The 24,431-nt window shown below is 67.2% G+C and carries 28 protein-coding genes and 1 other RNA gene; 20 read left to right on the forward strand and 9 right to left on the reverse strand.

Translation table 11 applies throughout. The features are described from left to right. Window positions 1-25: 25 nt before the first annotated feature. The 18 genes from I5803_RS17800 (at window position 26) to htpX (ending at window position 13,412) form a co-directional block, all read left to right on the forward strand. Window positions 26-340, forward strand: a complete 315-nt coding sequence (locus I5803_RS17800; RefSeq protein ID WP_196987659.1) for a YdhR family protein — start codon at window positions 26-28, stop codon at window positions 338-340. Window positions 341-355: 15 nt separating this feature from the next. Then, window positions 356-778 (forward strand): DUF1801 domain-containing protein, encoded by a 423-nt coding sequence (locus tag I5803_RS17805; protein ID WP_196987660.1) that lies wholly within the window; start codon window positions 356-358, stop codon window positions 776-778. Beyond that, entirely contained in the window at window positions 779-985 is a 207-nt protein-coding gene (locus I5803_RS17810) for a hypothetical protein (protein ID WP_196987661.1), read from the forward strand. Between the two features lie 68 nt (window positions 986-1,053). After that, window positions 1,054-1,500, forward strand: a complete 447-nt coding sequence (locus I5803_RS17815; RefSeq protein ID WP_196987662.1) for an SRPBCC family protein — start codon at window positions 1,054-1,056, stop codon at window positions 1,498-1,500. A gap of 17 nt (window positions 1,501-1,517) precedes the next feature. Further along, window positions 1,518-2,135, forward strand: coding sequence for a peptidylprolyl isomerase (locus I5803_RS17820; protein ID WP_196987663.1), 618 nt, complete (start codon window positions 1,518-1,520; stop codon window positions 2,133-2,135). A gap of 77 nt (window positions 2,136-2,212) precedes the next feature. Beyond that, entirely contained in the window at window positions 2,213-3,037 is an 825-nt protein-coding gene (locus tag I5803_RS17825) for a tetratricopeptide repeat protein (protein WP_196987664.1), read from the forward strand. A gap of 34 nt (window positions 3,038-3,071) precedes the next feature. Next, the gene (locus I5803_RS17830; RefSeq protein WP_196987665.1) at window positions 3,072-3,611 is read left to right on the forward strand and encodes a protein tyrosine phosphatase family protein; all 540 of its coding nucleotides are present in this window, start codon (window positions 3,072-3,074) and stop codon (window positions 3,609-3,611) included. A gap of 19 nt (window positions 3,612-3,630) precedes the next feature. Continuing rightward, window positions 3,631-4,137, forward strand: a complete 507-nt coding sequence (locus tag I5803_RS17835) for a DUF6265 family protein (protein WP_196987666.1) — start codon at window positions 3,631-3,633, stop codon at window positions 4,135-4,137. A gap of 8 nt (window positions 4,138-4,145) precedes the next feature. Further along, the gene (locus I5803_RS17840) at window positions 4,146-5,078 is read left to right on the forward strand and encodes a LysR family transcriptional regulator (RefSeq protein WP_196987667.1); all 933 of its coding nucleotides are present in this window, start codon (window positions 4,146-4,148) and stop codon (window positions 5,076-5,078) included. Window positions 5,079-5,191: 113 nt separating this feature from the next. Next, on the forward strand, window positions 5,192-6,598 hold the full coding sequence (locus tag I5803_RS17845; RefSeq protein ID WP_196987668.1) for an aspartate ammonia-lyase: 1,407 nt from the start codon (window positions 5,192-5,194) through the stop codon (window positions 6,596-6,598). 126 nt (window positions 6,599-6,724) lie between these two features. Continuing rightward, entirely contained in the window at window positions 6,725-7,609 is an 885-nt protein-coding gene (locus I5803_RS17850; RefSeq protein ID WP_196987669.1) for an amino acid ABC transporter substrate-binding protein, read from the forward strand. A 70-nt stretch (window positions 7,610-7,679) separates the two neighbouring features. After that, the gene (locus I5803_RS17855) at window positions 7,680-8,435 is read left to right on the forward strand and encodes an amino acid ABC transporter permease (protein ID WP_196987670.1); all 756 of its coding nucleotides are present in this window, start codon (window positions 7,680-7,682) and stop codon (window positions 8,433-8,435) included. Between the two features lies 1 nt (window position 8,436). Continuing rightward, entirely contained in the window at window positions 8,437-9,099 is a 663-nt protein-coding gene (locus I5803_RS17860; RefSeq protein ID WP_196987671.1) for an amino acid ABC transporter permease, read from the forward strand. Window positions 9,100-9,111: 12 nt separating this feature from the next. Next, window positions 9,112-9,849, forward strand: a complete 738-nt coding sequence (locus tag I5803_RS17865; protein WP_196987672.1) for an amino acid ABC transporter ATP-binding protein — start codon at window positions 9,112-9,114, stop codon at window positions 9,847-9,849. A 30-nt stretch (window positions 9,850-9,879) separates the two neighbouring features. After that, entirely contained in the window at window positions 9,880-10,911 is a 1,032-nt protein-coding gene (gene pyrC, locus I5803_RS17870) for a dihydroorotase (protein ID WP_196987673.1), read from the forward strand. After that, complete coding sequence (locus I5803_RS17875; RefSeq protein ID WP_196987674.1) at window positions 10,908-11,651, forward strand: NYN domain-containing protein; 744 nt, start codon at window positions 10,908-10,910, stop codon at window positions 11,649-11,651. The genes pyrC and I5803_RS17875 overlap by 4 nt, the downstream gene beginning before the upstream one ends. Before the next feature lie 4 nt (window positions 11,652-11,655). Beyond that, window positions 11,656-12,468, forward strand: coding sequence for a DUF3025 domain-containing protein (locus I5803_RS17880; RefSeq protein WP_196987675.1), 813 nt, complete (start codon window positions 11,656-11,658; stop codon window positions 12,466-12,468). 68 nt (window positions 12,469-12,536) lie between these two features. After that, complete coding sequence (gene htpX / locus I5803_RS17885) at window positions 12,537-13,412, forward strand: protease HtpX (protein ID WP_196987676.1); 876 nt, start codon at window positions 12,537-12,539, stop codon at window positions 13,410-13,412. 56 nt (window positions 13,413-13,468) lie between these two features. Here the strand turns inward: htpX and I5803_RS17890 are convergent, their stop codons facing one another. Together I5803_RS17890 and I5803_RS17895 are read right to left on the reverse strand one after the other, a co-directional pair. Then, window positions 13,469-14,389 carry a hypothetical protein gene (locus tag I5803_RS17890; protein ID WP_196987677.1) on the reverse strand — a complete coding sequence of 307 codons (921 nt, stop codon included), beginning with the start codon at window positions 14,387-14,389 and terminating at the stop codon, window positions 13,469-13,471. A gap of 37 nt (window positions 14,390-14,426) precedes the next feature. Beyond that, complete coding sequence (locus tag I5803_RS17895) at window positions 14,427-16,070, reverse strand: NAD(P)/FAD-dependent oxidoreductase (protein ID WP_196987678.1); 1,644 nt, start codon at window positions 16,068-16,070, stop codon at window positions 14,427-14,429. Between the two features lie 55 nt (window positions 16,071-16,125). Between I5803_RS17895 and rnpB the strand changes: the two genes are divergently transcribed. Next, an RNA gene (gene rnpB / locus I5803_RS17900) (RNase P RNA component class A) lies at window positions 16,126-16,452 on the forward strand. A gap of 1 nt (window position 16,453) precedes the next feature. Here rnpB and I5803_RS17905 read toward each other — a convergent pair. The 7 genes from I5803_RS17905 to dapF are packed head-to-tail and all read right to left on the reverse strand — an operon-like array spanning window position 16,454 to window position 23,718. Further along, entirely contained in the window at window positions 16,454-17,554 is a 1,101-nt protein-coding gene (locus I5803_RS17905; RefSeq protein ID WP_354001684.1) for a M48 family metallopeptidase, read from the reverse strand. Window positions 17,555-17,561: 7 nt separating this feature from the next. After that, entirely contained in the window at window positions 17,562-18,791 is a 1,230-nt protein-coding gene (locus tag I5803_RS17910; RefSeq protein ID WP_196987680.1) for a YjgN family protein, read from the reverse strand. A gap of 49 nt (window positions 18,792-18,840) precedes the next feature. Next, the gene (locus I5803_RS17915; protein WP_196987681.1) at window positions 18,841-19,557 is read right to left on the reverse strand and encodes a S4 domain-containing protein; all 717 of its coding nucleotides are present in this window, start codon (window positions 19,555-19,557) and stop codon (window positions 18,841-18,843) included. Further along, complete coding sequence (locus tag I5803_RS17920; protein ID WP_196987682.1) at window positions 19,550-21,193, reverse strand: MBL fold metallo-hydrolase; 1,644 nt, start codon at window positions 21,191-21,193, stop codon at window positions 19,550-19,552. Before I5803_RS17920 ends, I5803_RS17915 begins: the two co-directional genes overlap by 8 nt. 35 nt (window positions 21,194-21,228) lie before the next feature. Then, complete coding sequence (locus tag I5803_RS17925; protein WP_196987683.1) at window positions 21,229-22,146, reverse strand: tyrosine recombinase XerC; 918 nt, start codon at window positions 22,144-22,146, stop codon at window positions 21,229-21,231. A gap of 7 nt (window positions 22,147-22,153) precedes the next feature. Then, window positions 22,154-22,831: a DUF484 family protein gene (locus I5803_RS17930; RefSeq protein WP_231402450.1), complete on the reverse strand. Its 678-nt coding sequence runs from the start codon at window positions 22,829-22,831 to the stop codon at window positions 22,154-22,156. A gap of 14 nt (window positions 22,832-22,845) precedes the next feature. After that, window positions 22,846-23,718, reverse strand: coding sequence for a diaminopimelate epimerase (gene dapF, locus I5803_RS17935; RefSeq protein WP_196987685.1), 873 nt, complete (start codon window positions 23,716-23,718; stop codon window positions 22,846-22,848). 80 nt (window positions 23,719-23,798) lie between these two features. Between dapF and I5803_RS17940 the strand changes: the two genes are divergently transcribed. Further along, entirely contained in the window at window positions 23,799-24,338 is a 540-nt protein-coding gene (locus I5803_RS17940) for a carboxymuconolactone decarboxylase family protein (protein ID WP_196987686.1), read from the forward strand. The last annotated feature ends 93 nt before the right edge of the window (window positions 24,339-24,431 follow it).

Here is a 24,431-nt window from a genome sequence, read left to right on the forward strand (position 1 = left end):
CTCGACCTGTCGTTGAGGATTCCCGATGATCGTCGCCTTCACATCCTTCAAGTTGCCCAAGCCCATCACGCGCGAGGAAGCGCGGGCGATCTTCCTGAGCACGGCACCCACATACCGCGGTGTGCCGGGCTTGTTCCGCAAGCACTATGTGCTGTCGGAAGACGGGGGCACGGCCGGGGGGGTGTACCTCTGGAATTCGAAAGCGGAGGCCGAGGCGATGTACACGGATGCCTGGCGGGCATTCGTGCGCGGCAAGTACGGCACCGATCCGTCCGTCACCTACTTCGACAGCCCGGTGCTCGTCGACAACCTCTCGCAGCAGATCCTTTCCGACGCGTAGTGCCAGGGAGGCGCGATGGCGAAGACAGAAACAAACACGGGCCCGGCGGCCTCGGAGCTGATCACCGGCAAGATCGCCCAGCTGGCCGACTGGCGCGGCGACACGCTCGCGCGCATGCGCAAGCTGATTCAGCAGGCCGTGCCCGATGTGGTCGAGGAATGGAAGTGGATGGGCACTCCGGTGTGGTCGCACGATGGCATCATCTGCACCGGCGAGTCGTACAAGAGCGTGGTGAAGCTCACCTTCGCGAAAGGTGCCTCGCTGAAGGATCCCGCGGGCCTCTTCAATTCGAGCCTCGACGGCAACGTGCGCCGCGCCATCGACATCAAGGAAGGCGAGACGGTGGACGCCACGGCGTTCAAGGCGCTGGTGCGTGAGGCGGCCTCGTTCAATACGGCCGCGAAGAAATCCAAACCGGCGAAGAAGGCGAAGGCCTGAATGCCCTTCGATCCGAAGTCGACCTACGTGCATCTCGGCACCGGTGGAGAGGCGCAGCAGCTGCCGGGTGGCGACGCGTTCTGGGCTCTTCCCGAGGCCCTCGCCGCTCTGGGCGAGGGTTGGCTCACCTCCGCGAAGATCCACGTGCCGACCCGGATGCTGCACGTGACGCGGGGCGCGGGCACGCAGACCCGCCCGGCCGCCTGACCTTGCCCGCGGCGCGCGAATCGGCGAAGCTCGGCCCCATCACTCGATCCGATTCAAGGAGCTCATTCATGTCCGACAGAACCGTCCGCCTGCATCGCGTCATCGCAGCAAAGGCCGACCGCATCTACCGTGCATTCCTTACCCCGGATGCGATGGCCAAGTGGCTGCCGCCTCACGGCTTCACCGGGCATGTCCACCAGATGGACGCGAAGGTCGGCGGCACCTGGCGCATGTCGTTCACCAACTTCACGTCGGGCAACAGCCACTCCTTCGGCGGCAAGTACCTCGAGCTCGTGCCGAACGAACGCCTGCGCTACAGCAGCGTCTTCGATGACCCGAACCTCCCGGGGGAGATGGTGACCACCGTCACCCTGCGCCAGACGCCGATGGGCGTCGAGATGCATGTGAGCCAGGAGAACATCCCCGCGGTCATCCCGCTGGAGGCGTGTTACCTCGGCTGGCAACAGTCGTTGACCCTGCTCAACCAGCTGGTCGAGCCGGAGATCCCGGGCTGAAGATCGCAGCGAGCCCCATGGATTCCGCTCCCTTCAACCGCCGCGAGTTCCTCGCCGGCTCCGCAGGCGCGCTGATCGCGCTGCCGGGGCTCGCGCGCGGTGCCGATGCGCAGGTACTCACGCGCGTCGACACCGCCCTCGGCGCTTTCACGATCGCCGTCGACCCCTACGTCGCACCGGCGACGGTGGCGAATTACCTCGCCTATGTCGACGGCGGCTATCTCGATGGCGGCGCCGTGTACCGGCTGGTCACCATGGCGAACCAGCCGCCCGAGACGCCGTACAAGATCGAGGTCGTGCAATGGGGAATGAACTTGCCGGACGGCAAGGCGCCTCCCTTTGCGCCGATCCCCCACGAGACCACGCGCGACACGGGCTTGAAGCATCTCGACGGAACCGTTTCGATGGCGCGCAGCACGCCCGGTTCGGCAGCCTCGGAGTTCTTCATCTGTATCGGCGACCAGCCGGAACTCGACTTCGGCGGGCGGCGCAATCCGGATGGTCAGGGTTTCGCCGCGTTCGGCCGGGTCGTCAAGGGCCGGGAAGTCGTCTTCCAGCTGCATCGGCGCGCACAGGCCCAGCAGATGCTTGCGCAGCCGATTCCCGTGCGCCAGGTGCGGCGTGTCCTGGCGTGAAGATCCGCGACGCGAGTGCCGCAGCCCCGCGCCTTGCGATCGCCTTGTGCGCGCTTTTGCCCTCGTGGAGCCATGCCATGAGCAACATCCTGTCCGGCCTGTGGGACTACGCGAAACCTGCCGTGAGCGAAGGGCGATTTCGCGCCGCGATGGCGGGCGCCTCGTCCGATGACGTGCTGATCCTGCAGACGCAGATCGCCCGCACGTACGGCCTGCGCCACGATTTCGCGAAAGCCCGCGAGTTGTTGCAGTCCATCGAGCTCCAGGTGGCCAGCGCTTCGCCCGAGGCGAAGGTGCGCTGGCACCTGGAGATGGGGCGCACCTATGCGTCGCCCGCCCACGCCGCCGAGTCGCAGTCGCCAGAAGCACGCGAAGCGGCGCGCCTGCATTACCTTCGCGCCTTCGAACTGGCCAAGCAGGCGCGCATCGACGTGCTCGCGGTCGATGCGCTTCACATGATGCCGATGGTCGACACCGAGCCCGCCGCGCAACTCGATTGGGACCTCAAGGCGATCGCCTACATGGAGCAGTCCGACCAACCCGACGCCAAGGGGTGGGAGGCGGCGCTCCGCAACAACGTCGGCCATGCCAAGCGCCTGCAAGGCGACTACGAGGAAGCGCTGCGGCAGTTCCGGCTGTCGCTCGCCGCGCACGAGCGCAAGGGAAACGCTTACGCGGTGCGCGTCGCGCACTGGATGATCGCGCGGACCTATCGCGACCAGAAGAAGTTCGACGACGCGATCGCCATCCAGTTGCGGCTCGAGCAGGAATGGGCCGCGGCCGGCGAGCCGGACCCGTACGTGTTCGAGGAACTGGAGCAGCTGTACGCGGCGACGGGCGACACGGCTCGCGCCAGGCTGTACGGCGAGCGCCTGCGTGCAGCGCGCGCGGCGCCGCAGTAGCATGGGGGCCGCTGCAACGGCTCCGAAGGTTTCCATGATTCGCCGCTTCCTCCTCACGGCACTGGCGTGCATCGCGATGACTGTCTCCATCCCCGCGTTCGCGCAACAGGCGGGTGTCACCGCACCCAACGTCGTGCCCATCACGCCGCAGCTGACCACATCGGGCCAGCCGACGCGGGAATCGCTCGCGTCGCTCGGCGCGGCGGGCTACCAGGGCGTGATCTACCTCGCACCCCTGACCGTGCCGGACGCGGTGCCCGATGAAGCCGCGATCCTGCGGCGCCAGGGCATTTCGTTCACCAACATCCCGATCACCTTCAACCAGCCGGGCGAGAAAGATTTCGAGGCCTTTACCGACGCGCTCGCGGGCCTGCAGGGCAAGAAGGTCCTGGTGCATTGCCAGGTGAACATGCGCGCCTCCTCGATGGTGTTCCTGTACCGCGTGATCGTGGGCAAGGAGAACCCGGAAGCCGCCTATCCGTCCGTGTCGAAAGTGTGGACCCCCGACGGCCGCTGGAAGAATTTCATCGTTGCGACGCTGAAGAAGCACGGCGTGGATTTCGAGCCCTATTGAGAACCTGGAGGAGACAGCCATGAGCGCTGCGCAACCTTCGGCGCGCCGGATCGTGACGGCCGCCCTGATCGCAACGTGCGCCGCCGGTTCGTACGCGCAATCCGAGCTGTCGCGCGTTGCGTGGCTCGCCGGTTGCTGGCGCGCCGCCGACGCCGAAGCGGGCACCGAGGAGCACTGGATGTCTCCCGCCGGCGACTCCATGCTCGGCATGGGACGCACCGTGAAGCAGGGCAGGACGGTGTCGCACGAGTTCATGCAGATCCGCCCCGGCCCCGGCGGCGCGCTCACCTTCTTCGCCATGCCCTCGGGCAAGCCGCCCGATGCCTTCCCCGTGCTGCGGCTGGGCGAGCGTGAGGTCGTCTTCGAGAACCTGCAGCACGAATTTCCGCAGCGGGTCATGTACAGGATGGAGAGCGAGACACGACTGGCCGCGCGCATCGAAGGCATGCGCGGCGGCACCTTGCGCGGCATCGACTTCCCGATGGATCGCGTGAGCTGCGATGCGCGCGCCGCGCAGTCCCCATAATCTGCGCCATGGAAACCAAATGGCTGGAAGATTTCGTGAGCCTGGCCGAGACGCGCAGTTTCAGCCGCTCGGCGCAGTTGCGGCACGTGACGCAGCCCGCGTTCTCGCGCCGCATCCAGGCGCTGGAGGCCTGGGCAGGCACCGACCTCGTCGACCGCAGCTCGTACCCGACGCGGCTCACGCCCGCGGGCGAGACGCTCTATTCGCAATCGCTCGAGATGCTGCAGGCCCTGCAAAGCACGCGCGCGATGCTGCGCGGCCACTCGGCGGCAGGGCAGGATGTGATCGAGTTCGCCGTGCCGCACACGCTGGCCTTCACTTTCTTCCCTGCCTGGGTGTCATCGCTGCGCGAGAAGTTCGGGCCGATCAAGAGCCGGCTGATCGCGCTGAACGTGCACGACGCGGTGATGCGCCTCGTGGAGGGCGGTTGCGACATCTTCATCGGCTACCACCATGCCTCCCAGCCCTTCCAGCTCGATGCGGACCGCTACGAGATGGTCACGCTGGGCCAGGAAGTGCTGGCGCCCTATTGCAAGCCCGATGCGGACGGCGAGCCGCTGTTCAAGCTGCCCGGCCGCGCGGGGCAGCCGCTGCCTTACCTCGGCTACGCGCCCGGCGCGTACCTGGGACGGGTCACCGACCTGATTCTGAAGCAATCCGCCACCGCCATCCACCTCGATCGCGTGTACGAGACCGACATGGCCGAGGGCCTGAAGGTGATGGCGCTGGAAGGCCATGGCGTCGCCTTCCTGCCGAACAGCGCTGTGAAGAAGGAGATGAAGGCACGCAAGCTGGTCAACGCCGCCCCGCCCGGCATCGAGGGCCTGGAAATGACGATGGACGTGCGGGCGTATCGGGAGAAACCCGTAGGGAAAGCCGCGCCCAAGGGAACGGCCGAGGCCTTGTGGACGTATCTCTCCACCCATCACGGCCTCAAATGAGCGCCGGAAATGGGTTATAAATTTCGTGCATAACGCCGCCCGCATTCAGCATTGGCGCTGAACCGGTGAGGCCTCTACAGTTCGCGCCAATTCGCCACCACCCATCCAAGCGCATGCCAGCCCATCATCGGACCGAGCACGATTTTCTCGGTGAAAAGCAGATCCCCGCTGCTGCGTATTGGGGCGTGCACACCGCGCGCGCGGTGGAGAACTTCCCGATTTCCGGGACGCCGGTTTCGGCCATGCCCGAACTGGTGCGCGCCTTCGGCTTCGTGAAGAAGGCCGCCGCCCGGGCGAACGCCGAGTTGGGCATGCTGACGCGCGAGCGGGCCGATGCGATCACGGCCGCCTGCGACAAGCTGATCGCCGGGCAGTTCCATGACCAGTTCGTGGTCGATGTGATCCAGGGCGGTGCGGGCACCTCGACCAACATGAACGCGAACGAGGTGATCGCCAACGTCGCGCTGGAGGCGATGGGCCACGGGAAGGGCCGGTACGACGTGCTGCATCCCAACGACCACGTGAACGCGTCCCAGAGCACCAACGACGTCTACCCCACCGCCGTGCGGCTCGCGCTGTGGATCGGCATCGACGGCCTGCTGGAATCGATGGCGACGCTGCGCCGCGGCTTCGAGGCGAAGTCCACGGAATTCGCGTCGGTCCTGAAGATCGGCCGCACGCAGTTGCAGGACGCAGTGCCGATGACGCTCGGGCAGGAGTTCTCCACCTACGCGGTCATGATCGAGGAAGACGAAGCGAGGCTGCGGGAAGCGCGCGCGCTCATCCAGGAAATCAACCTCGGCGCCACCGCGATCGGCACCGGCATCAACGCCCCGCGTGCGTACGCGGACCTCGCCTGCAGATACCTCGCGCAGGAAAGCGGCATTCCGGTCGTCAAGGCGAAGAACCTCGTGGAAGCGACGCAGGACACGGGCGCTTTCGTCCAGCTGTCGGGCGTCCTGAAACGGGTGGCGACCAAGCTTTCCAAGACCTGCAACGACCTGCGCCTGCTGTCCAGCGGCCCGCAGGCGGGTTTCGGGGACATCCGGCTGCCGCCGCGCCAGGCCGGCTCGTCCATCATGCCCGGCAAGGTCAACCCCGTGATCCCGGAAGTCATGAACCAGGTGGCCTTCGAGGTGATCGGCAACGACATGACGGTGACGATGGCGTCCGAGGCCGGCCAGTTACAGCTCAACGCCTTCGAGCCGATCATGGGATGGAGCCTGTTCAAGAGCATCACGCACCTGTCGAACGCCTGCCTGACGCTCAACACGAACTGCGTGGCCGGCATCGAGCCCAATCGCGAGCTCCTGGCGCGCCGGGTGCGCGAATCGGTCACGCTGGTCACCGCGCTCAACCCCATCATCGGTTACGAGAAGGCGGCGCTGATCGCCAAGACGGCGATCGCCACGGGCGCGCCCATCGACGAAGTGGCGCAGTCCCTGGGCATCCTCACCCGCGAGGAAATCGAGGCGCTGCTGGTCCCCGAAAAGCTCACCCAACCGCAAGGTCCGGCGTGACTTGGCACATCCCGTGCTACTGGAAACACCTGACAGCGCAGGCTGGCGCTGGCGCGTCTAATCCTAGAATCAGCCTCACGGTCCTGGTTTAAATTCATTGTTCAGACATCCCAAGGAGACTTTCGTATGAAGAAACAACTGCTGGCACTCGCCATCGCCGCCGTCGCCACGGGCGCCGCATTCGCGCAGGCGAACGACACCATCGCCAAGGCCAAGGCCGCCGGCAAGGTGGTGATGGGCGTGCGCGAATCCTCCGCCCCCCTGTCCTACACCCTGGGTGACGGCCGCTTCACGGGCTACCACGTGGAACTCTGCCAGCGCATCCTGAAGGCCGTCGTGCCGACGGCCGCCGTGGAGTACCTGCCGGTCACCTCCGCCAACCGCATCCCGCTGGTGCAGAACGGCACCGTGGACATCGAGTGCGGCTCCACCACGAACAACGCCACGCGCCAGAAGGATGTCTCCTTCGCGCTCACGACCTACGTGACCGAAGTGCGCACGGCGGTGAAAGCCACGTCCAAGATCAAGTCGATCGCCGACCTGAAGGGCAAGACCGTCGCGACCACCACGGGTACGACCTCCGTCGCGCTCCTGCGCAAGAACAAGCGCGCAGAAGGCCTGACCTTCACCGAGGTCTACGGCAAGGACCACGCCGACAGCTTCCTGCTGCTCGAGTCCGGCCGTGCCGACGCCTTCGTGATGGATGACAACATCCTCGCCGGCCTTATCGCTTCGTCGAAGAGCCCGAAGGATTACGCCATCGTGGGCGAGACGCTGAACGTCGAGCCGATCGCGATCATGATCCGCAAGGACGACCCGAACTTCAAGAAGGCCGTCGACGACTACATCAAGGGCGCGATCAAGGCTGGCGAGCTGAACCTGCTGTACACCAAGTGGTTCATGCAGCCGATCCCCCCGAAGAACACCAGCGTGAACCTGCCCATGGGCAAAATCCTCACCGGCCTGCTCAAGGCGCCGAACGACAAGCCGGCCGAAGAGTTCAACAAGTAAGCACGGACAGCTCTGACGTGCACCGCCCCGGCCTGCGCCGGGGCGCTTTCAATTAAAACGAGGAGGAGCGATGGCCCTGGATTGGAAGGTGTTCTGCCTGGACACCATCGACAAGGCGCCCGTGTCCGGGTGCTTCAGCTCGGGCGACCAGCAGACCTACCTGGGGTGGCTGCTCGCCGCCTGGGGACAGACGGTGATCGTTGCGCTGCTGTCGCTCATCGTGGCGCTGGTGGTGGGTTCGATCATCGGCACGGTCCGTACCTTGCCGAACAGCCCGTGGCTGTCGCGCTTCGCCAATGCCTGGGTGGAGCTTTTTCGAAACATCCCGCTGCTGGTGCAGATCTTCCTCTGGTACCACGTGATGCCGGTGCTGATTCCCGTCTTCGCCGACACGCCCAAGATGGTGCTGGTGGTGATGGGGCTGGGGCTTTTTACCTCCGCGCGTATCGCGGAGCAGGTGCGTGCGGGCATCCAGGCGCTGCCGCGCGGCCAGCGCTACGCCGGCATGGCCATGGGCTTCACGACGCCGCAGTATTACCGCTATGTCCTGCTGCCGATGGCGTTTCGCATCATCCTGCCGCCGCTCACCAGCGAAAGCATGAACATCTTCAAGAATTCCTCGGTCGCATTCGCCGTGTCCGTCACCGAGCTGACCTTCTTCGCACAGCAAGCCGGCGAGGAAACCTCGCGCGGCATCGAAATCTACATGGCTGTCACGCTTCTCTACGTGATCTCCGCGTTCGCGATCAACCGCATCATGACCTTCATCGAAAAGCGGGTGCGGGTCCCCGGTTTCGTCGCCAGCACCGGCGCGGGAGGGCACTAGCATGCTGGACTTTTCCGTCTTCACCTGGGAAGTCTTCCGCAGCTACGTGCTGCACGGGCTTTACTTCAGCCTCGCGCTGACGGCCGTCGCCACGCTCGGCGGTATTTTCTTCGGTACCCTGCTGGCGCTGATGCGCCTGTCGGGCATCAAGCTGCTGACGATTCCCGCCACCATCTACGTCAACGGCATGCGGTCGATCCCGCTGCTGATGGTGCTGCTGTGGTTCTTCCTGCTGGTTCCGATGATCGTCGGCAAGCCGATCGGCGCGGAACTCTCGGCGGTGATCACCTTCATCGCGTTCGAAGCCGCTTACTTCAGCGAGATCATGCGTGCCGGCATCCAGTCCATCCCGCGCGGCCAGGTGTACGCGGGCCAGGCGATGGGTATGACCTACGGCCAGAACATGAAGCTCGTGATCCTGCCGCAGGCGTTTCGCAACATGCTGCCGATCCTGCTCACGCAGACCATCATCCTGTTCCAGGACACCTCGCTCGTGTACATCATCACGGCCAACGACCTGTTGCACGGTTTCAGCGTCGCGGGCGCCAACCTGAGCCACACGCGGGAGTCCTACATCCTCGCCGCCGTGCTTTACTTCGTCATCTGCTTCAGCCTCTCGTGGATCGTCAAGCGGCTGCAGATGAAGATCGCCATCATCCGATAACAAGGTATTGCCATGATCGATATCAAGAACGTCTCCAAGTGGTACGGGCCGGTGCAGGTGCTCACCGATTGCTCCGTGAAGATCAACAAGGGCGACGTCGTGGTGGTGTGCGGCCCGTCCGGTTCGGGCAAGTCCACGCTGATCAAGACCGTGAACGCGCTGGAGCCGGTGCAAAAGGGCGAGATCATCGTCGACGGCACCCGCGTGACCGACCCGAAGACCGACCTGCCCAAGCTGCGCAGCCGCGTGGGCATGGTGTTCCAGCACTTCGAGTTGTTCCCCCACCTCTCGGTCACGGAGAACCTCACGATCGCGCAGGTGAAGGTGCTGGGGCGCACCGCCGACGAGGCCAAGGTGCGCGGCCTGAAGATGCTCGATCGCGTGGGCCTCATGGCGCACAAGGACAAATTCCCAGGGCAGCTTTCCGGCGGCCAGCAGCAGCGCGTGGCGATCGCCCGCGCGCTGTCGATGGACCCCATCGTGATGCTGTTTGACGAGCCGACTTCCGCGCTGGACCCCGAGATGGTCGGCGAAGTGCTGGACGTCATGGTGAACCTCGCCAAGGAAGGTATGACGATGATGGTCGTCACGCACGAAATGGGCTTTGCGCGCAAAGTCGCCAACCGCGTGATCTTCATCGACGTGGGCGGCCGCATCCTGGAAGACTGCAGCAAGGAAGAGTTCTTCGCGCACCCCGAGAACCGGCAGGCCCGCACCAAGGATTTCCTGAACAAGATCCTGCAGCACTGACGGGCGGCCGTGCAGTGGGACAATCGCGAGATGTCCCCCCAAATCACGATCACCCGCCCCGACGACTGGCACCTGCACGTGCGCGACGGGGAGCCGCTCAAGACGGTCGTTCCCCATTCCGCGGCACAGTTCGGCCGCGCGATCGTCATGCCCAACCTGAAGCCGCCCGTGACCACGGCGGCGCAGGCCATGGCGTACCGCGAGCGCATCCTCGCCGCCGTACCCGCCGGCGTGAAGTTCGAGCCGCTCATGACGCTCTACCTCACGGACATGCTGCCGCCCGACGAGATCCGGCGCGCCAAGGAAGCGGGCGTCGCAGCCGTCAAGCTTTACCCTGCCGGCGCCACGACCAACAGCGACGCGGGCGTCACGGACATCCGCAAGACCTACAAGACACTCGAGGCGATGCAGCGCGCCGGCATGCCGCTGCTGGTGCATGGCGAGGTCACCTCCCAGGACGTCGACCTGTTCGACCGCGAAGCGGTCTTCATCGACAAGCACCTGATCCCGCTGCGGCGTGACCTTCCGGAGCTCAAGATCGTCGTCGAACACATCACGACGAAAGACGCCGCGCAGTACGTTCGCGACGCGGACCGGTTCACCGGCGCGACGGTCACTGCGCACCACCTGCTCTACAACCGCAACGCGATCTTCCTGGGCGGGATCCGGCCGCACTACTATTGCCTGCCGGTGCTCAAGCGCGAAACGCACCGGCTGGCGCTCGTGGAAGCGGCGACGAGCGGAAGCCCGAAATTCTTCCTCGGCACCGACAGCGCACCGCATCCGGCGCACCTGAAGGAACATGCGACGGGCTGCGCGGGCTGCTACACCGCGCATGCCGCGATGGAACTGTATGCCGAGGCGTTCGACAAGGCGGGCGCGCTCGACAAGCTCGAGGGCTTCGCAAGCTTCCACGGCGCGGATTTCTACGGCCTGCCCCGCAACACCGGCACGATCACGCTCAGGCGCGAAACGTGGACGCCGCCCGAAAGCTATCCCTTCGGCGAGGCGCAACTCAAGCCGCTGCGCTCCGGCGAGCCGCTCCAATGGAGGCTGGCATGAACCAATCCCACCGCGTGATGCTGCTGATCGACGCCGACAACGTCTCGGTCGACGTGATGGAGCACGCACTGCAGCGCACGATGGCCGAGCACGGCGCCGTGCACGTGCGGCGCGCCTACTGCAACGCGGAGATGGCGCTCAAGCACCAGGCGTTCTTCAAGCGTTTCTCGATCCGGCCGATGGTCAATCTCTCGGCGGGCAAGAACAGCACCGACATCGCCCTGGCCGTCGATGCGCTCGACCTCGTGCTGGCCGAACGCCCGGACCTGGTCGTGCTGGTGTCGTCGGATTCGGACTTCGCGCCGCTCGTGATCCGCCTGCGCGAGAAGGGCTGCCGCGTCTGCGGCATCGGCCAGGAAGGCAAGACGGGCGAGGAGACGAAGTCCGTCTACGACGCCTTCATCGACCTGCCGCACAAGTCGCCCGCGGCCGCCTCGCCCCGGCGACCCGCGCCCTCGCGCACGGCGGCGCGCGCATCGGCTCCGGCCCCGGCGCCGGCACCCGTTCCCGCGTCGTCCGGGCGGCCCGTCCTTCCGGACGAAGTGCAGGACATCCTCGACGCCCTGCCGGAACTGCGGCGCGGCGAGCGCATGGAGCTGAACCAGGCCGCCACCGCGCTGCGCGAAGAGCAGTTGCTCGGCCGCAATGCGAGCTCCCTGAAGCTGTTTCGCAAGCATCCCGAGTGGTTCGTCCTGACGCCTGCCGCCCGCCCGAGCAAGGTGGAATTCCTGGGCGGTTGACCGCATGGCGGCCGCGCGCTGGCATGACGCACTGTCCGTGCTGGATTCCGGCGCGCCGTGGTTCGAGCCCTGGCGAACCGATGGCGCCCGGGTCGTGGCCCGGGTGCAGGGCGGGGCGGCACTGCACGACGCGTTGAACGACGGCGGTCTGGCGCCGGTGCGATTTACTCCGGCCTCCGCGCTTCCCCCGGGCGTACCCTACGAACGCCATGTGTTCGAAGCGCGGTCCAGCCCGGTGCGCGAGGGGTTGCACGACTTCTTCAACGGCCTCGCGTGGCGGGCCTGGCCGCTCGCAAAGGCGCGGTTGAACGCGGTGCACGCGGGGCACATCGCGGCGCACGGCACCGGCGCCGCCCGCGGCCCCGTCCGCGATGCCGCGACCTTGTTCGACGAGAACGGCGCCATCCTCCATGCGCCGGCCGTCCTGTGGGAGGCGCTGGAAGCACGCGACTGGCGCCGGCTGTTCATGGAACTGCGGCCGGTTTGGAAGGAAGCCCGCCTGACCATCGTCGGCCACGCCCTGCTGGAAAAGCTCGTGAGGCCCCGCAAGAACCTCACGGCGCATGTGTGGGCCGCTCCCGCTCCCGCTGGTGGCGCGAACCGGGCCGACCCGTGGCTGGCCAGCCAGCTCACGCCGGAGCGCCTGGCCGTCAAGCCGTTCATGCCCCTTCCCGTGATGGGCGTCCCCGGCTGGGCCCCGCAGAACGCGGACTTTTCCTTCTATGATGACGCACGGGTCTTCCGTCCCGCGCGGCAGCAAGAATCCAGGCCCTCCGGCCCCACAACAACATCGCCGCCTGTCCATCCGCCCGCTTGAAATGGGGTCCCCAGGCCTCATTTGCGCTGCGGAGTGAACCTTCCTGCACTCTTGCTGATCGGAGAAACATGAAACGCATCGTTCTGTTCGTGCTCACCAACCTGGCGGTCGTCGTCGTGCTCGGCGTCGTCTCGAGCCTGCTGGGCGTCAACCGCTACCTCACGGCCAACGGGCTGAACCTCGGCATGCTGCTCGCCTTCGCGGCCGTCATGGGCTTCGGCGGCGCCATCATCTCGTTGCTCATCTCCAAGCCTGTCGCCAAATGGTCGGCAGGCGTGCAGGTGATCGAGCAGCCGCGCAACGCCGACGAGGCGTGGATCGTCGAGACCGTGCGCAAGTTCGCCGACAAGGCCGGCATCGGCATGCCCGAAGTCGGCATCTTCGAAGGCGAGCCCAACGCTTTCGCCACCGGCGCCTTCAAGAACAGCGCGCTGGTCGCGGTGTCCACCGGATTGCTGCAGGGCATGACGCGTGAAGAAGTGGAAGCCGTGATCGGCCACGAAGTCGCGCACATCGCCAACGGCGACATGGTCACGATGACGCTGATCCAGGGCGTGATGAATACGTTCGTCGTGTTCCTGTCGCGCGTGATCGGCTACCTCGTGGATGGCTGGCTCAACCGCGGCGACGACCGCCGCTCCGGCCCCGGCATCGGCTACTACGTGACGACCATCGTCCTGGATATCCTGTTCGGCTTCGCTGCCGCGATCATCGTCGCGTGGTTCTCGCGCCAGCGCGAATTCCGCGCCGATGCAGGCTCGGCGACGCTGCTTGGGCGCAAGCAGCCGATGATCAATGCGCTGGCGCGCCTGGGCGGCATGGTGCCCGGCGAGTTGCCCAAGGCGATCCAGGCTTTCGGCATCACCTCGGGCGTGGGCAAGCTTTTCTCCACGCACCCGCCCATCGAGGAGCGCATCGCGGCGCTGCAGGCCGCCGCGGCCTGAAGCGCCCTGCGAAAAAAAGCCGCCCACGGGCGGCTTTTTTGCGACCCCGGTAACGTCTACTTCTTCGGCTCTTCCACCGGCTTGGTCATCATGGGTTCGTCCTTTTCCTTCGGGCGGACGGTGACGGCCTTCTTGTCGAGCACATTGACGCCGGCGAACACGATGATGTCCCCGATCCGGGGTACGAAGGTCAGCGTCGCGTCGTCTTCGGCCAGCAGGTATCCCGGGGACTGGAACTTGGGCTTCACGAACGGATAGTGCGTCTGCACCACATGCATCCGATTGTCATCGCGCGGCGCCGGGCGGCTCACGTCGGATGCCAGTGCGCGGGTCGCGAGGTCCAGGTTGCGTTGCACGGTGGCCTTGAGGAGCGAGGCGTCGTTTTCCAGCCATCCACCGGTGCCCAGCAACGCGTGGGACTCTCCGGTCGATGCGATGTAGCGCGTGTTCCACTGCGACTTGCCGTCGGTGCCGACGAGCGAGGTACGAATGATCACGTAGGGACGCACGTCGCTGTCGTTGACGAAGGACAGCACGAGCGCGGGCGTGAGCTGGAGGCGGGGCCCTGCGGCGGAGTCGGCCGCGAATTTCGCGCCGAACGCACCCGACGACAGCAAGCCGTTGATCGATGCCTTCAGCGGCTCGTTCAGGTGGATGTGCAGCTGCTTCTCCGCGTCGCGCACGGCGTCGGCGCCGGCGCTCGCGTTGGCTGCATGCGCGATGGCCACGCCAACGAGGCCGAAGAGCATGCCCGCGGCCTGGCCCTTTTGATGGCCGGAGATGATGACCTGGCTCTCGGGCACGCGATAGACGCCGATGGGAAGGTCGCTCCAACCCGACAATTCCTCTCCCGAGACGCGGACGCCCACGACCTGGGTCTGGGCCGGCATGGGTTTGGCGAACTCGAACGAAGCGCAGCCTGCGAGCTGCACGAGTACGAAGGCGCAGAGCGCGTGGGTCAGACGACCGAAAGACATACTTCCACTCCCCTTTGAAAGGGGCGAAGTATATCGGTCACCCCGAAACGATTCCCCGCGCCACCGCCTCGCCCACGCGGATTCCGTCCACCCCCGCCGAGAGGATGCCGCCCGCGTAACTCGCTCCCTCCCCGGCGGGATACAAGCCGCGCACGTTCAGGCTCTGGTAGTCCTCGCCGCGCGTGATCTTCAGCGGGGAGGACGTGCGTGTCTCGACGCCGGTGAGCACCGCATCGGGCATGTCGAAGCCCTTGATCTTGCGGCCGAAAGCGGGGAGCGCTTCGCGAATGGCCGTGATCGCGTATTCCGGAAGGGCCTGGTGCAGGTCCCCGAGCTTCACGCCGGGCTTGTACGACGGCTCGACACTTCCCAGCGCCGTGCTCGCCTTGCCCGCGATGAAATCCCCGACCAGCTGCCCCGGCGCTTCGTACGTGCCGCCCCCGAGCACGTACGCGTTCGATTCCAGCGTGCGCTGCAAGGCCACGCCCGCGAGCGGACCGCCGGGATAGTCCGCCGGGTCGATTCCCACCACGATGCCCGCATTCGCATTGCGCTCGTTGCGCGAGTACTGGCTCATGCCGTTGGTCACCACGCGCTCCGGCTCCGACGTCGCGGCCACCACCGTGCCGCCCGGGCACATGCAGAAGCTGTAGACCGAACGGCCGTTGCTCGCGTGGTGCACCAGCTTGTAATCGGCGGCGCCGAGCATGGGATGCCCCGCGTGACGCCCCCAGCGCGCGCGGTCGATCACGCCCTGCGGATGCTCGATGCGAAAGCCGATGGAAAAGGGCTTGGCCTCCAGGAAGACGCCGCGGCGATGCAGCATCTCGAAGGTGTCGCGCGAACTGTGGCCCAGCGCAAGGACGGCGTGATCGGTGCGCAGCTCACCCGTCTCCCCGGTCGCCACGTCCAGCACGGCGAGGCCGCGCAGCTGCTTGTGATCTCCCTCGCCCTCGAGCAGCAGGTCGGTCACGCGCTGCTGGAAGCGCACTTCCCCGCCCAGCGCGATGATCTGCTCGCGCATGTTCTCCACCACCTTCACGAGCTTGAAGGTGCCGATGTGCGGGTGCGCGACGTAGAGGATCTCCCCGGGCGCGCCGGCCTTCACGAATTCGTTCATGACCTTGCGCCCCAGATGGCGCGGGTCCTTGATCTGGCTGTAGAGCTTGCCGTCGGAGAACGTGCCCGCGCCGCCTTCGCCGAACTGCACGTTGCTCTCCGGATGCAGCAGGCGCTTGCGCCACAGGCCCCAGGTGTCCTTCGTCCGTTCGCGCACGGGCTTGCCGCGCTCCAGCACGATGGGGCGCAGGCCCATCTGCGCGAGCACCAGCGCCGCGAAGATGCCGCAGGGGCCGAAGCCGACGACCACGGGACGCAGCGCGGGCGGCGCGGTGGCCTGCACCGGCGGATGCCACGCCATGTCCGGCGTTGCGGCGATATGTGGGCGTCCCGCGAGCTTCGCGAGTATCGCGGGCTCCCGGGAGGCATCGGCGAGCGCCACGTCGATGATGTAGACGGCGAGCAGGTCCGCCTTGCGGGCATCGAAGCTGCGCTTGAAGACCTGCACGCGGGAGATGTCGCCTTGCGGCACGCCGAGCACGCCGGCTGCGGCAGCGAGCAGCGGCGCTTCGGGTTGCTCCGCCTGAGCCAGCGTGAGCTTGATTTCGGAGAGTCGGATCATGGTGTTCGAAGCCCGTGGTTATCAGGCAAAGCGAAGCGCGGATAATACCGCTCGTGAAGCCCGCCAGGCCGTCGCTGGTGCCGCATGGGAAACCTGGCACTGGAGGAACGTCCGGACTGCAAAGGGCAGCGTAGCAGGTAACACCTGTCCACCGTGAGGTGAGGATCAGAGCAACAGAGACGAGTCGCCGTGGGCAACCATGGCGGGTGAAACGGGCAATCTCTACGCGCAGCAATACCAAATAGGCCAGCGTCGATGTGGCTCCGCGGAGCTGGCGGGTAGGTAGCACCGAGCCGTGGGGGCGACCCCCGGCCCAGAGGAATGACGGTCGCGCCCGGGAAACCGGGCGTCACAGAATCCGGCGTACCGGCGGACTTCACACTTTATTTTCGGCAGGCTTCGGCGTGCCCCGCCTTCAGGTCGCGGGCGCGCTGCGCGGTCGCCGGGTGGCTGCTCAGGAGGTCGGAAAAGCCGCCGCCCCGCTCGCCCCCGGCAGTGGCGCCGCGGTCCTGCTCCATGCCCAGCAGCAGGTCGGCCATGGGCGCCGTCGGCACGCGGGCCCGGCGCATCAGGTCCGCGGCGAAGCAATCCGCCTCGGTCTCGTGCCCGCGGCGATAGGCCAGGCCGGTGAGCAGCGAGCCGCCCATCGACACCAGGGTGGAGACATCGCCGAGCGCCAGGCCCAGTCCCACGTTCAGCACGGCCTGTTCGACGATGATTCGCGTGGTGTGGCGATGCACCACGTGTCCGATTTCGTGGGCCAGGACGCCCGCCAGCGCATCGTCGTCCAGGCCGCGGCGCTGCGCGATTTCCACCAGGCTGTCGGTCATCACGATGGTCCCGCCGGGCAGCGCGAACGCGTTGGGCGGCATGCCGCCACGAAAGGAAAGCGACAGGCCAGGCGCGTAGTCGCGATACGGTTGCATCGCGGGCCCGACCTGGCGCGACAGCGCATCGAAGCGCTCGCGCAACTGCGCCTGCCGCGCGGCGGGCAGTTTGCTGGGCTTCAGGAAGTTCGCGTCGAGGTCGCGCAGGGCGCGCTGGGACAATTCGGTTTCCCACGCGAGGGGAACCTGGCGCGTGACCTGGGTCGCGGCCCAAGGCGTGCCCCAGCGATAGAACGCGACCAGCGCGACGGCGGCGACCGCCATGACAACGGCAAAGACGGGCCAGCGCGTCTGCATGCGCTGCGCGAGCGGCGGCTTTCCGCCCGCCGCGGCGAGCGCCGCCTGCCATGCCGCCACGTCGTCGACTTCGAGGCTGCCGTGATCGCGAAGATCGGCCACCACCGTGCGGGGCGCGCGGGTCGTGCTCCAGCGTTCGGGCCACCCCACATCGCTGCCCGCGATCTCCAGGATGGCGCCGTCCGCATCGTCGCGCAGCACCAGCGCAGGAAGCTTGCCGCCTGGCCGCAGCGTGACGTGGCAAGGTCGCGGCCGCGTGCTCCTGCCGTCGAACCAGCGTCCTGGAATGGGTTGGGGCACGTGCGCTTCAGCCAATCAGGTCAAGCCCCACGGCGTCGGCGAGCGCGTCGCCCAGCCCATCCTGCTGTTGCGCCAGCATGCCCACCAGCTGGTCCAGCCCGCCCTTGACATGCAGCGTGACGGACTCGGTTTTCATGCGGTATTCGCTCACGCGGGCGAAGGGCCGGTAGAAGCCGAGCGTGAGCATCGTTAGCACCATGTTCTTCATGCGCAGCAGCACGTAGCGGCGGGCCCGCAGATTGCATTTGAAGCGGGCGATGGTGCTGACACCCACGTTGTTCCAGACCAGCTGGAACATGCGCGCTTCCCGATACGCCCGCGCCGGCGAGGTGACGACGACTATCGCGAAGAGGATCGCGAGCAACCCGGCGACGATTGCCAGCACCACCGCGAGCCCGTCCCGCTTCGCGGGAGCGAATGCGACACCGCTTGCGATCGCCGCGGAGGCGACCAGCGCGAAGGCCAGCGCGCCTCCCGCCAACACCCCCAGCGTCGCGAGCCAGATGCGCACGAAGTCGCCGTAGACGGGCTTCCAGCGCCCGGGTTGCGCGCCCGCGTAGGCCCGCGAGACCAGCAGCGCCTTGTAGTTGTATTCGAGCCGGATGACGCACAGCAAGGTCAGGATCAGGGCGACACCGAGCACCAGCAGCGCGACGATGAGAAGGTGGCGCCCGATGCCCGCACCGGACGCCCGCGCACCGGGGGCGAGCATTTGCAGGCTGGCCACCACGCCGATCCAGACGACGGCGGCAGCGAACACCGGCCAGCTCGCCTTGTAGACCTCGCCCCAGCCGGCGGCAAACTGCAGGCGCACGCCGCGCCAGCGCGTGGCGCCGAGCCTGAAGCGCATGGCACTGGCCCAGAAATAGGGTGCGAGCGCGGCACCCGTGAACAGGAACAGCGCGGCCCACGTGTCCTGGCCGGTTTCGGCCAACAACTTGAACGCCACGTAGAGGACGACCAGCAACAGGAAGCCGAAGACCATCTTGCGTTGCTGCGCCGTGAATTCCAGCGGGCTGTTGGCCACCAGGGTATGGCCGTAGAAATACTGCGCCGTGCGCTTGCGCGCGAAGGGCGTATAGAAGCCGAGCGTGACAATCGTCAGCAGCAGGTTCACGATCCAGACGCGAAAGAATTCCGGGCCCGAGCCGGAAAATTCCAGGGGATAAGGCTGGATGCCGGTTCCGGTCGCGCGCGTGTCGATGCGGTCAACCGCGGCTGATGGCTTGCTTTTCATTCTGGTCTGTCTCCTCCCTGGGCGCTGACCAGTGTAGCAACGCGAATCCCTAGAAACGCTCGCCCGCCGCCAGGAAGCGCCAGCGGCCCTCCGGCAGGCCCGCCATCGGAAAGCGCCCGATGCGGATGCGCTTCGCGGCGGTGACGCGCAGGCCCACCTGCTCGCACATCCACGGCACGAAATCCGGCGCGATGCCCTTGAGCGCGAAGCGCAGCCGTGTCTCGTTCTGCCAGCTCACCTTAATCGGCGGCAGGGCGCGGCCCTCGAACTTCAAGCCATGCGCGAGGCGCACGAGGCCGTAGTCGGCGATCTTGCCGTCGACCTGCACGATGAGTTCCTGCTCGGTGGTGAGCGCGTCCTCGGTGAGGTGGCGGATCACGCCGCGCATCTGGCTGAAGACGATCAGGCCGCTCGCGGGCGTCGGCAGGGGCAGCAGCTGCGTCTGGTGCAGGAAGTGGCGCTTGAGGATGCGCGGCGCGCCGCCGTGCCCGGCCTCGGTGAAATGATTGCCGGCGTTCAGCGAGGCCAGTGCTTCCTCGGACGTCACGCCGGCCGGCTTGTTGACCACGATCGTGACGGGTTCGGCCGGCACCGCATTCGCCTTCGGGTCGATCTCCACGCGCTCATCGCCCACGCGATGCTGCGGCACGTCGACCACGCGGCCGTCCACGCGCACGAAGCCGCCTTCGATGAAGGCCTCGGCCTCGCTGCGCGAGCACGGCACCATCGCGGCGACGCGCTTGGACAGGCGCTCCGGCTCAGCCATCCTGCCTCGCGAGCCCCAGCGCCTCGATGCGCTGCACGTGCGCAAGCAGCGAGCGCTTGGCGACGGGCCACATGCGTGGCGGGACGTCGTCGTAGGCGAGCTCCACCCAGTCCTCCAGCGCACCCTGCGGGCGCTTGCGCATCGCTTCGACGATCTTCGCTTCGCGCTGGAGCCGGTGTGCCTTCAGGTGCGCGATCGCCTTCGGCGCGAAGCCGAGCACGTGCCCGTGCGCGGGCAGGATGAAGTCGATGCCGTAGGTCTTGCAGGCTGCGAGGAGCTTGTCGAGCGACTCGAGGTAGTCGTTCATGTCGCCATCGGGCGGGTCGACCACCGTCGTGCTGCCGTTGAGCACATGGTCCCCGGAGAACAGCAGCCCGTCTTCCAGCAGCACGAGGCACAGGTGGTTGGCCGCGTGGCCGGGCGTGGGGATCACCTTCAGCGTATGGCGATGGCCGCCGCCTTCGACGGACAGCTCTTCGCCGTCGGCCAATGCTCGGTCCGGCGTGAATTCGCTTGCGGCGCGCGCGGTGGCCGCCGACGGCAGGCCGAGGATGGGCGGCTTGGCCTTGCAGCGCGCCTGCAGCGGCTTCGCGCCGGGCGAATGGTCGGGATGCGAGTGCGTGCAGGCGATCAGGCGGATGTCGCCATTGGCGGCGCGCCAGATGCGCTCGAGGTGCTCGGCATCGGCCGGTCCCGGGTCGATGCAGATGTAGCCGGTGTCCGGGTCGCCGACGAGGTAGCTGTTCGTGCCGGGGCCGGTCATCACGCCGGGATTCGGCGCGGTGACGCGCGTGATGTTGCGCAGCAGCGGCACGGCCTGGTCGGTGCGCCAGTCGAGATGGTGCACGGCCTGGCCGTCGGGGCTCACGAGTTCGAGCTCCCCGAAGGGCATCTCGTGCTCCATGTAGCGCGCGTCCGCGCCGTTCAGGAAGCCCGCGCGCGGGCAGCTGGTCCAGAGCGGCTGCTCGCTCGCGCAGGCGGCGAGCACGGCGTCGACGGTGTCGAATTTCGCGAGGCGCTGCAGCGTGCGGATCGTCGGGAAGATCATGAAAAAGCTGCCGGCCTCGTGACGCGACAGCGCGTCGGCCGGGCGCACCCAGACCGGCTCGAACTGCTCCGCCTCGTCCGCCACCGGCGTCTGGCCCACCGGCATGCGGGCGACGAGGAAGGGCACGTCGAAGCGGCGCGGGAGGTCGCGGTCGGTGATCCAGTGCGCGAGCACGTAGACCTGGTCGGCGGCTAGCACGAGCCCGCGGCCGCGCATCTGTTCGAAGAAGGGCTGGCGGCGATCCAGGGCGGCGAGATCCTTGTCATCCGGCGCGCGGCCGTCGGCGTGCCGCGCAATGAGCACGCCGAGCTCCTCGAAACTCTCGCGGATGGCGGCGATGGCCTGCGTGAGCCGCACGTCATCCTGTGTGGGCCGCCGCGCGGCGAATGCGTGAGCCTGTGCATCGGCGGCATCGATCGCGCCGCCGGGGAAGACGTACGCCCCGGGCGCGAAGCTCGCGGTAGGCGAGCGGCGCGTCATGAGCACCTCGATGCCCCGCGCGCTGTCGCGCAGCAGCAGGACCGTCGCGGCGGGGCGCGGCGTCACCGGCTCGCGCTGCGCATGGAGATATTGGGTTGGACGCACCATGACGCCATTATCGGCACCCGGCCGCGCCCGGAGGTTCAGCGGGTCTTGCGGTGCGCGCGCGGATGCGCGGCGTCGTAGGCCTTGGCCAGGTGCTGGAAGTCCAGGCGCGTGTAGACCTGCGTCGTGGTGATGTTCGCGTGGCCCAGCAATTCCTGCACGGCGCGCAGGTCCCCGCTCGACTGCAGGACGTGGCTCGCGAAGGAGTGGCGCAGCATGTGCGGGTGCACCGGCGTCGCCAGGCCCGCCATCAGGCTGCGGCGCTTCAGGCGCTGCCAGACGGACTGCGCGGTGAGGCGCGTTGCGTTGCGCCCGATGAAGAGGGCGGGCTGTGCGACCTTGCCCGCCGGATCGCGCAGCGCCAGCCAGTGCGCCAGGGCCTCGAGCGCCTTGCCGCCGACCGGCACGGTGCGGCGTTTGCTTCCCTTGCCGAGCACGTGCGCCTCGCCCGCTTGCAGGTCGATCCAGCCGCGCGCCTCCTTGCCGGCGGAGATGTCCAGCCCCACGAGCTCGCCGACGCGCATGCCGCATCCGTAGAGCAGCTCGACGATGGCGCGGTCCCGCGCTTCCAGCCAGGGGTCGGCGTCGGCATCCTGGTGTTCGGCGAGTTGCACCGCGTCATCGACGCCCAGGGCCTTGGGCAAGGGTTTGGGCGCTTTGGGCGCACGCACGTCCTGCACGGGGTTGCTTTCGACCAGGCCCTGCTTGCCCAGCCAGGTATAGAACCCCCGCCAGCCCGACAGGATGAGCGCGATGCCGCGCCCGCTGCGTCCCGCGCCGTGCATCTGCGCGACCCAGCGGCGGATGTGCGCGTTCTGCACCCGCGTGAGCTCCACGCCCGCCTGCTTCGCGTTGCCGGTGAGTTTGTGCAGGTCGAGGGCGTAGAGCTCGACGGTGCGGGCGGCGAGCCGCTTTTCGACCCGCACGTGCTCCAGGTAGCGCTCGACGAGTTCCATGGCCGCGCTATTTGGCGCGAAGCCGCGACAGCGCCGCGCCCGCGAGTTCCGCGATGCGTTCGAGGAAGTCCGTGCCCATGCCGCTCTGGAAGCGCTGCGGGTCGGGCGAGGCGAGCACCAGCATGCCGAAGGCGGGGCCGGTGCTGTTGGACGCGACCTCGCGCAGGGGGATGAGCGCAATCGACATTGCCATCGCGGGGTCGTCCAGCCAATTCACGGCCTCGAAGCCGGAGTTCACGCCGCAGTAGGGTTGCGTGAGCGAGGAGGCGAAGCTCCTGGCGTCCTCGCTCACGCCTTCGGCGAAGACTTCGGAGCCGTAGCGGCTGTCCACGTCCCACACCTTGATCGCCACCTGCGGCACCATGAACTGGTGCTTGATCTCCGCGGAGATCGTGGCCGGCAGCGCGCGGCCCGACTGCACCTGGAACAGGTTGCGGGCCCAGCGGTGCAGGCGGTCGGCGATGACGACGTTCTCGTTGCCGTGGCGCACCATGTCCATCAGCCGGTGCTCCAGCGCCTTGATCTTCTCGCGCAGCATCTCGGCCTGCCGCTCCTGCAGGCTCACCGCGCGGCTGCCGTGCGGGCTGGTGAGCTGCACTTCGGAGAGCAGCTGCGCGTGGCGCGTGAAGAAGTCGGGCGTGTTCGCCAGGTAGTTGGCGATGTCGTCCTCGGTGATGGGGTTCATTCCGTCTGTTTTCATCATGATTCGGGTACCTCGATTTCGCCTTCGAACACGGTGACGGCGGGCCCCGTCATCAGCACCGGGGCGCTGCCGCCCGCCCATTCGATCGTGAGCGGGCCGCCGCGCGTTTCGACATCGACGCGCGCGTCGAGCCGGCCCAGCCGGATGCCCGCCACGACCGCCGCGCACGCGCCGGTGCCGCACGCGAGTGTTTCGCCGGCGCCGCGCTCCCACACCCGCAGGCGGATGCGCGAGCGGCTCACCACCTGCATGAAGCCTGCGTTGACGCGGTTGGGAAAACGCGGGTGGTGTTCCACCAGCGGCCCCTGCGTTCCCACCGGGGCTGTGTCCACGTCGCCGACTTCCTGCACCGCGTGCGGGTTGCCCATGGACAGGATGGCGACGGAGATCATCGCCGCGTCCGCGCTCGTGCCGAGCGCCAGGTGCCACTTTTCCCAGGAACCGTCGGGCTGGGGCGACAGTCCGGCGGCGTCGAAGGGGACCTTCGACGGATCGAACACGGGCGGGCCCATGTCCACCGTGACGCGGCCGTCGGCGGTGAGCCTGGGTTCGATCAGCCCGGAGCGCGTCTGCACCTTGACGCTGTCGCGCTCGGTCAGGTGCTTGTCGCGCACGAAGCGCACGAAGCAGCGCGCGCCGTTGCCGCATTGCTCCACCTCGCCGCCGTCGGCGTTGTGGATCACGTATTCGAAGTCGATGCCGGGGGCGGGGGAGGGGCGCACGGACAGCACCTGGTCGGCGCCGACGCCGAAATGCCGGTCGGCGAGGAAGCGGTACTGCGCGGGCGTGAGTCCGAGCAGCGCGCGGGTCTCGTCGAGCACTACGAAGTCGTTGCCCGCGCCCTGCATCTTGGTGAAGCGGATTCGCATGCGGGCGATTATCCGCGCACTCGCGCGCGCCGCGATGCGTTTATGCTGGCTGCCACGTCGCGTTTTACGAGAGGCACGCCATGCGCATCCCCGATTGGACCCCCGAGCGAAAGCCCCAGCCGGACGACCTGGTGCAGGCCGTGCTGGCGCGGCGCGGCGGCGCGCTGCTGAACCTGGATCGCGCGCTGCTCTGGAGCGAGCCGCTCGCCCGGGGCTGGAACGTCTACCTGAAGAACGTGCGCACGGAGTTCTCGGGCAGCATGAAGCTGCGCGAACTGGCGATCTGCACCGTCGCCCTGCTGACCGGGGCCCATTACGAGTTCCACCACCATGCGCCGCAGTTCCTGAAAGCCGGCGGCACGCAGGCGGAGCTCGACGCGCTGGTCCTTTTCGCGGCGACGCCGACCGGTTCGGTGGTGGGCGAGCTGGGCGACGTCGAGGCTCTGGTGGCGCGCTACGCTGCGCAGATGACCCTGAACGTGAAGGTCGAGGATGCGCTGTTCGAGCAGGTCAAGGCGCGGTTCGATACCACGGAGCTCGTGGAGCTCACGGCGGCGATCGCGGCTTACAACATGGTGGCGCGGGTGCTGGTGGCGTTGGCGGTGACGCCAGAGGATTGAACTTGGCCGGACGCAGAAATCGCAGAGGTTACGCAGAATGAAATCCAGAAAAAAACCCAAATGCATTTGAATTTTTCTTGTCTTCTTTCTGCG

It is taken from the genome of Caenimonas aquaedulcis, from assembly GCF_015831345.1.
Taxonomy (GTDB): Bacteria; Pseudomonadota; Gammaproteobacteria; order Burkholderiales; family Burkholderiaceae_C; genus Ramlibacter; species Ramlibacter aquaedulcis.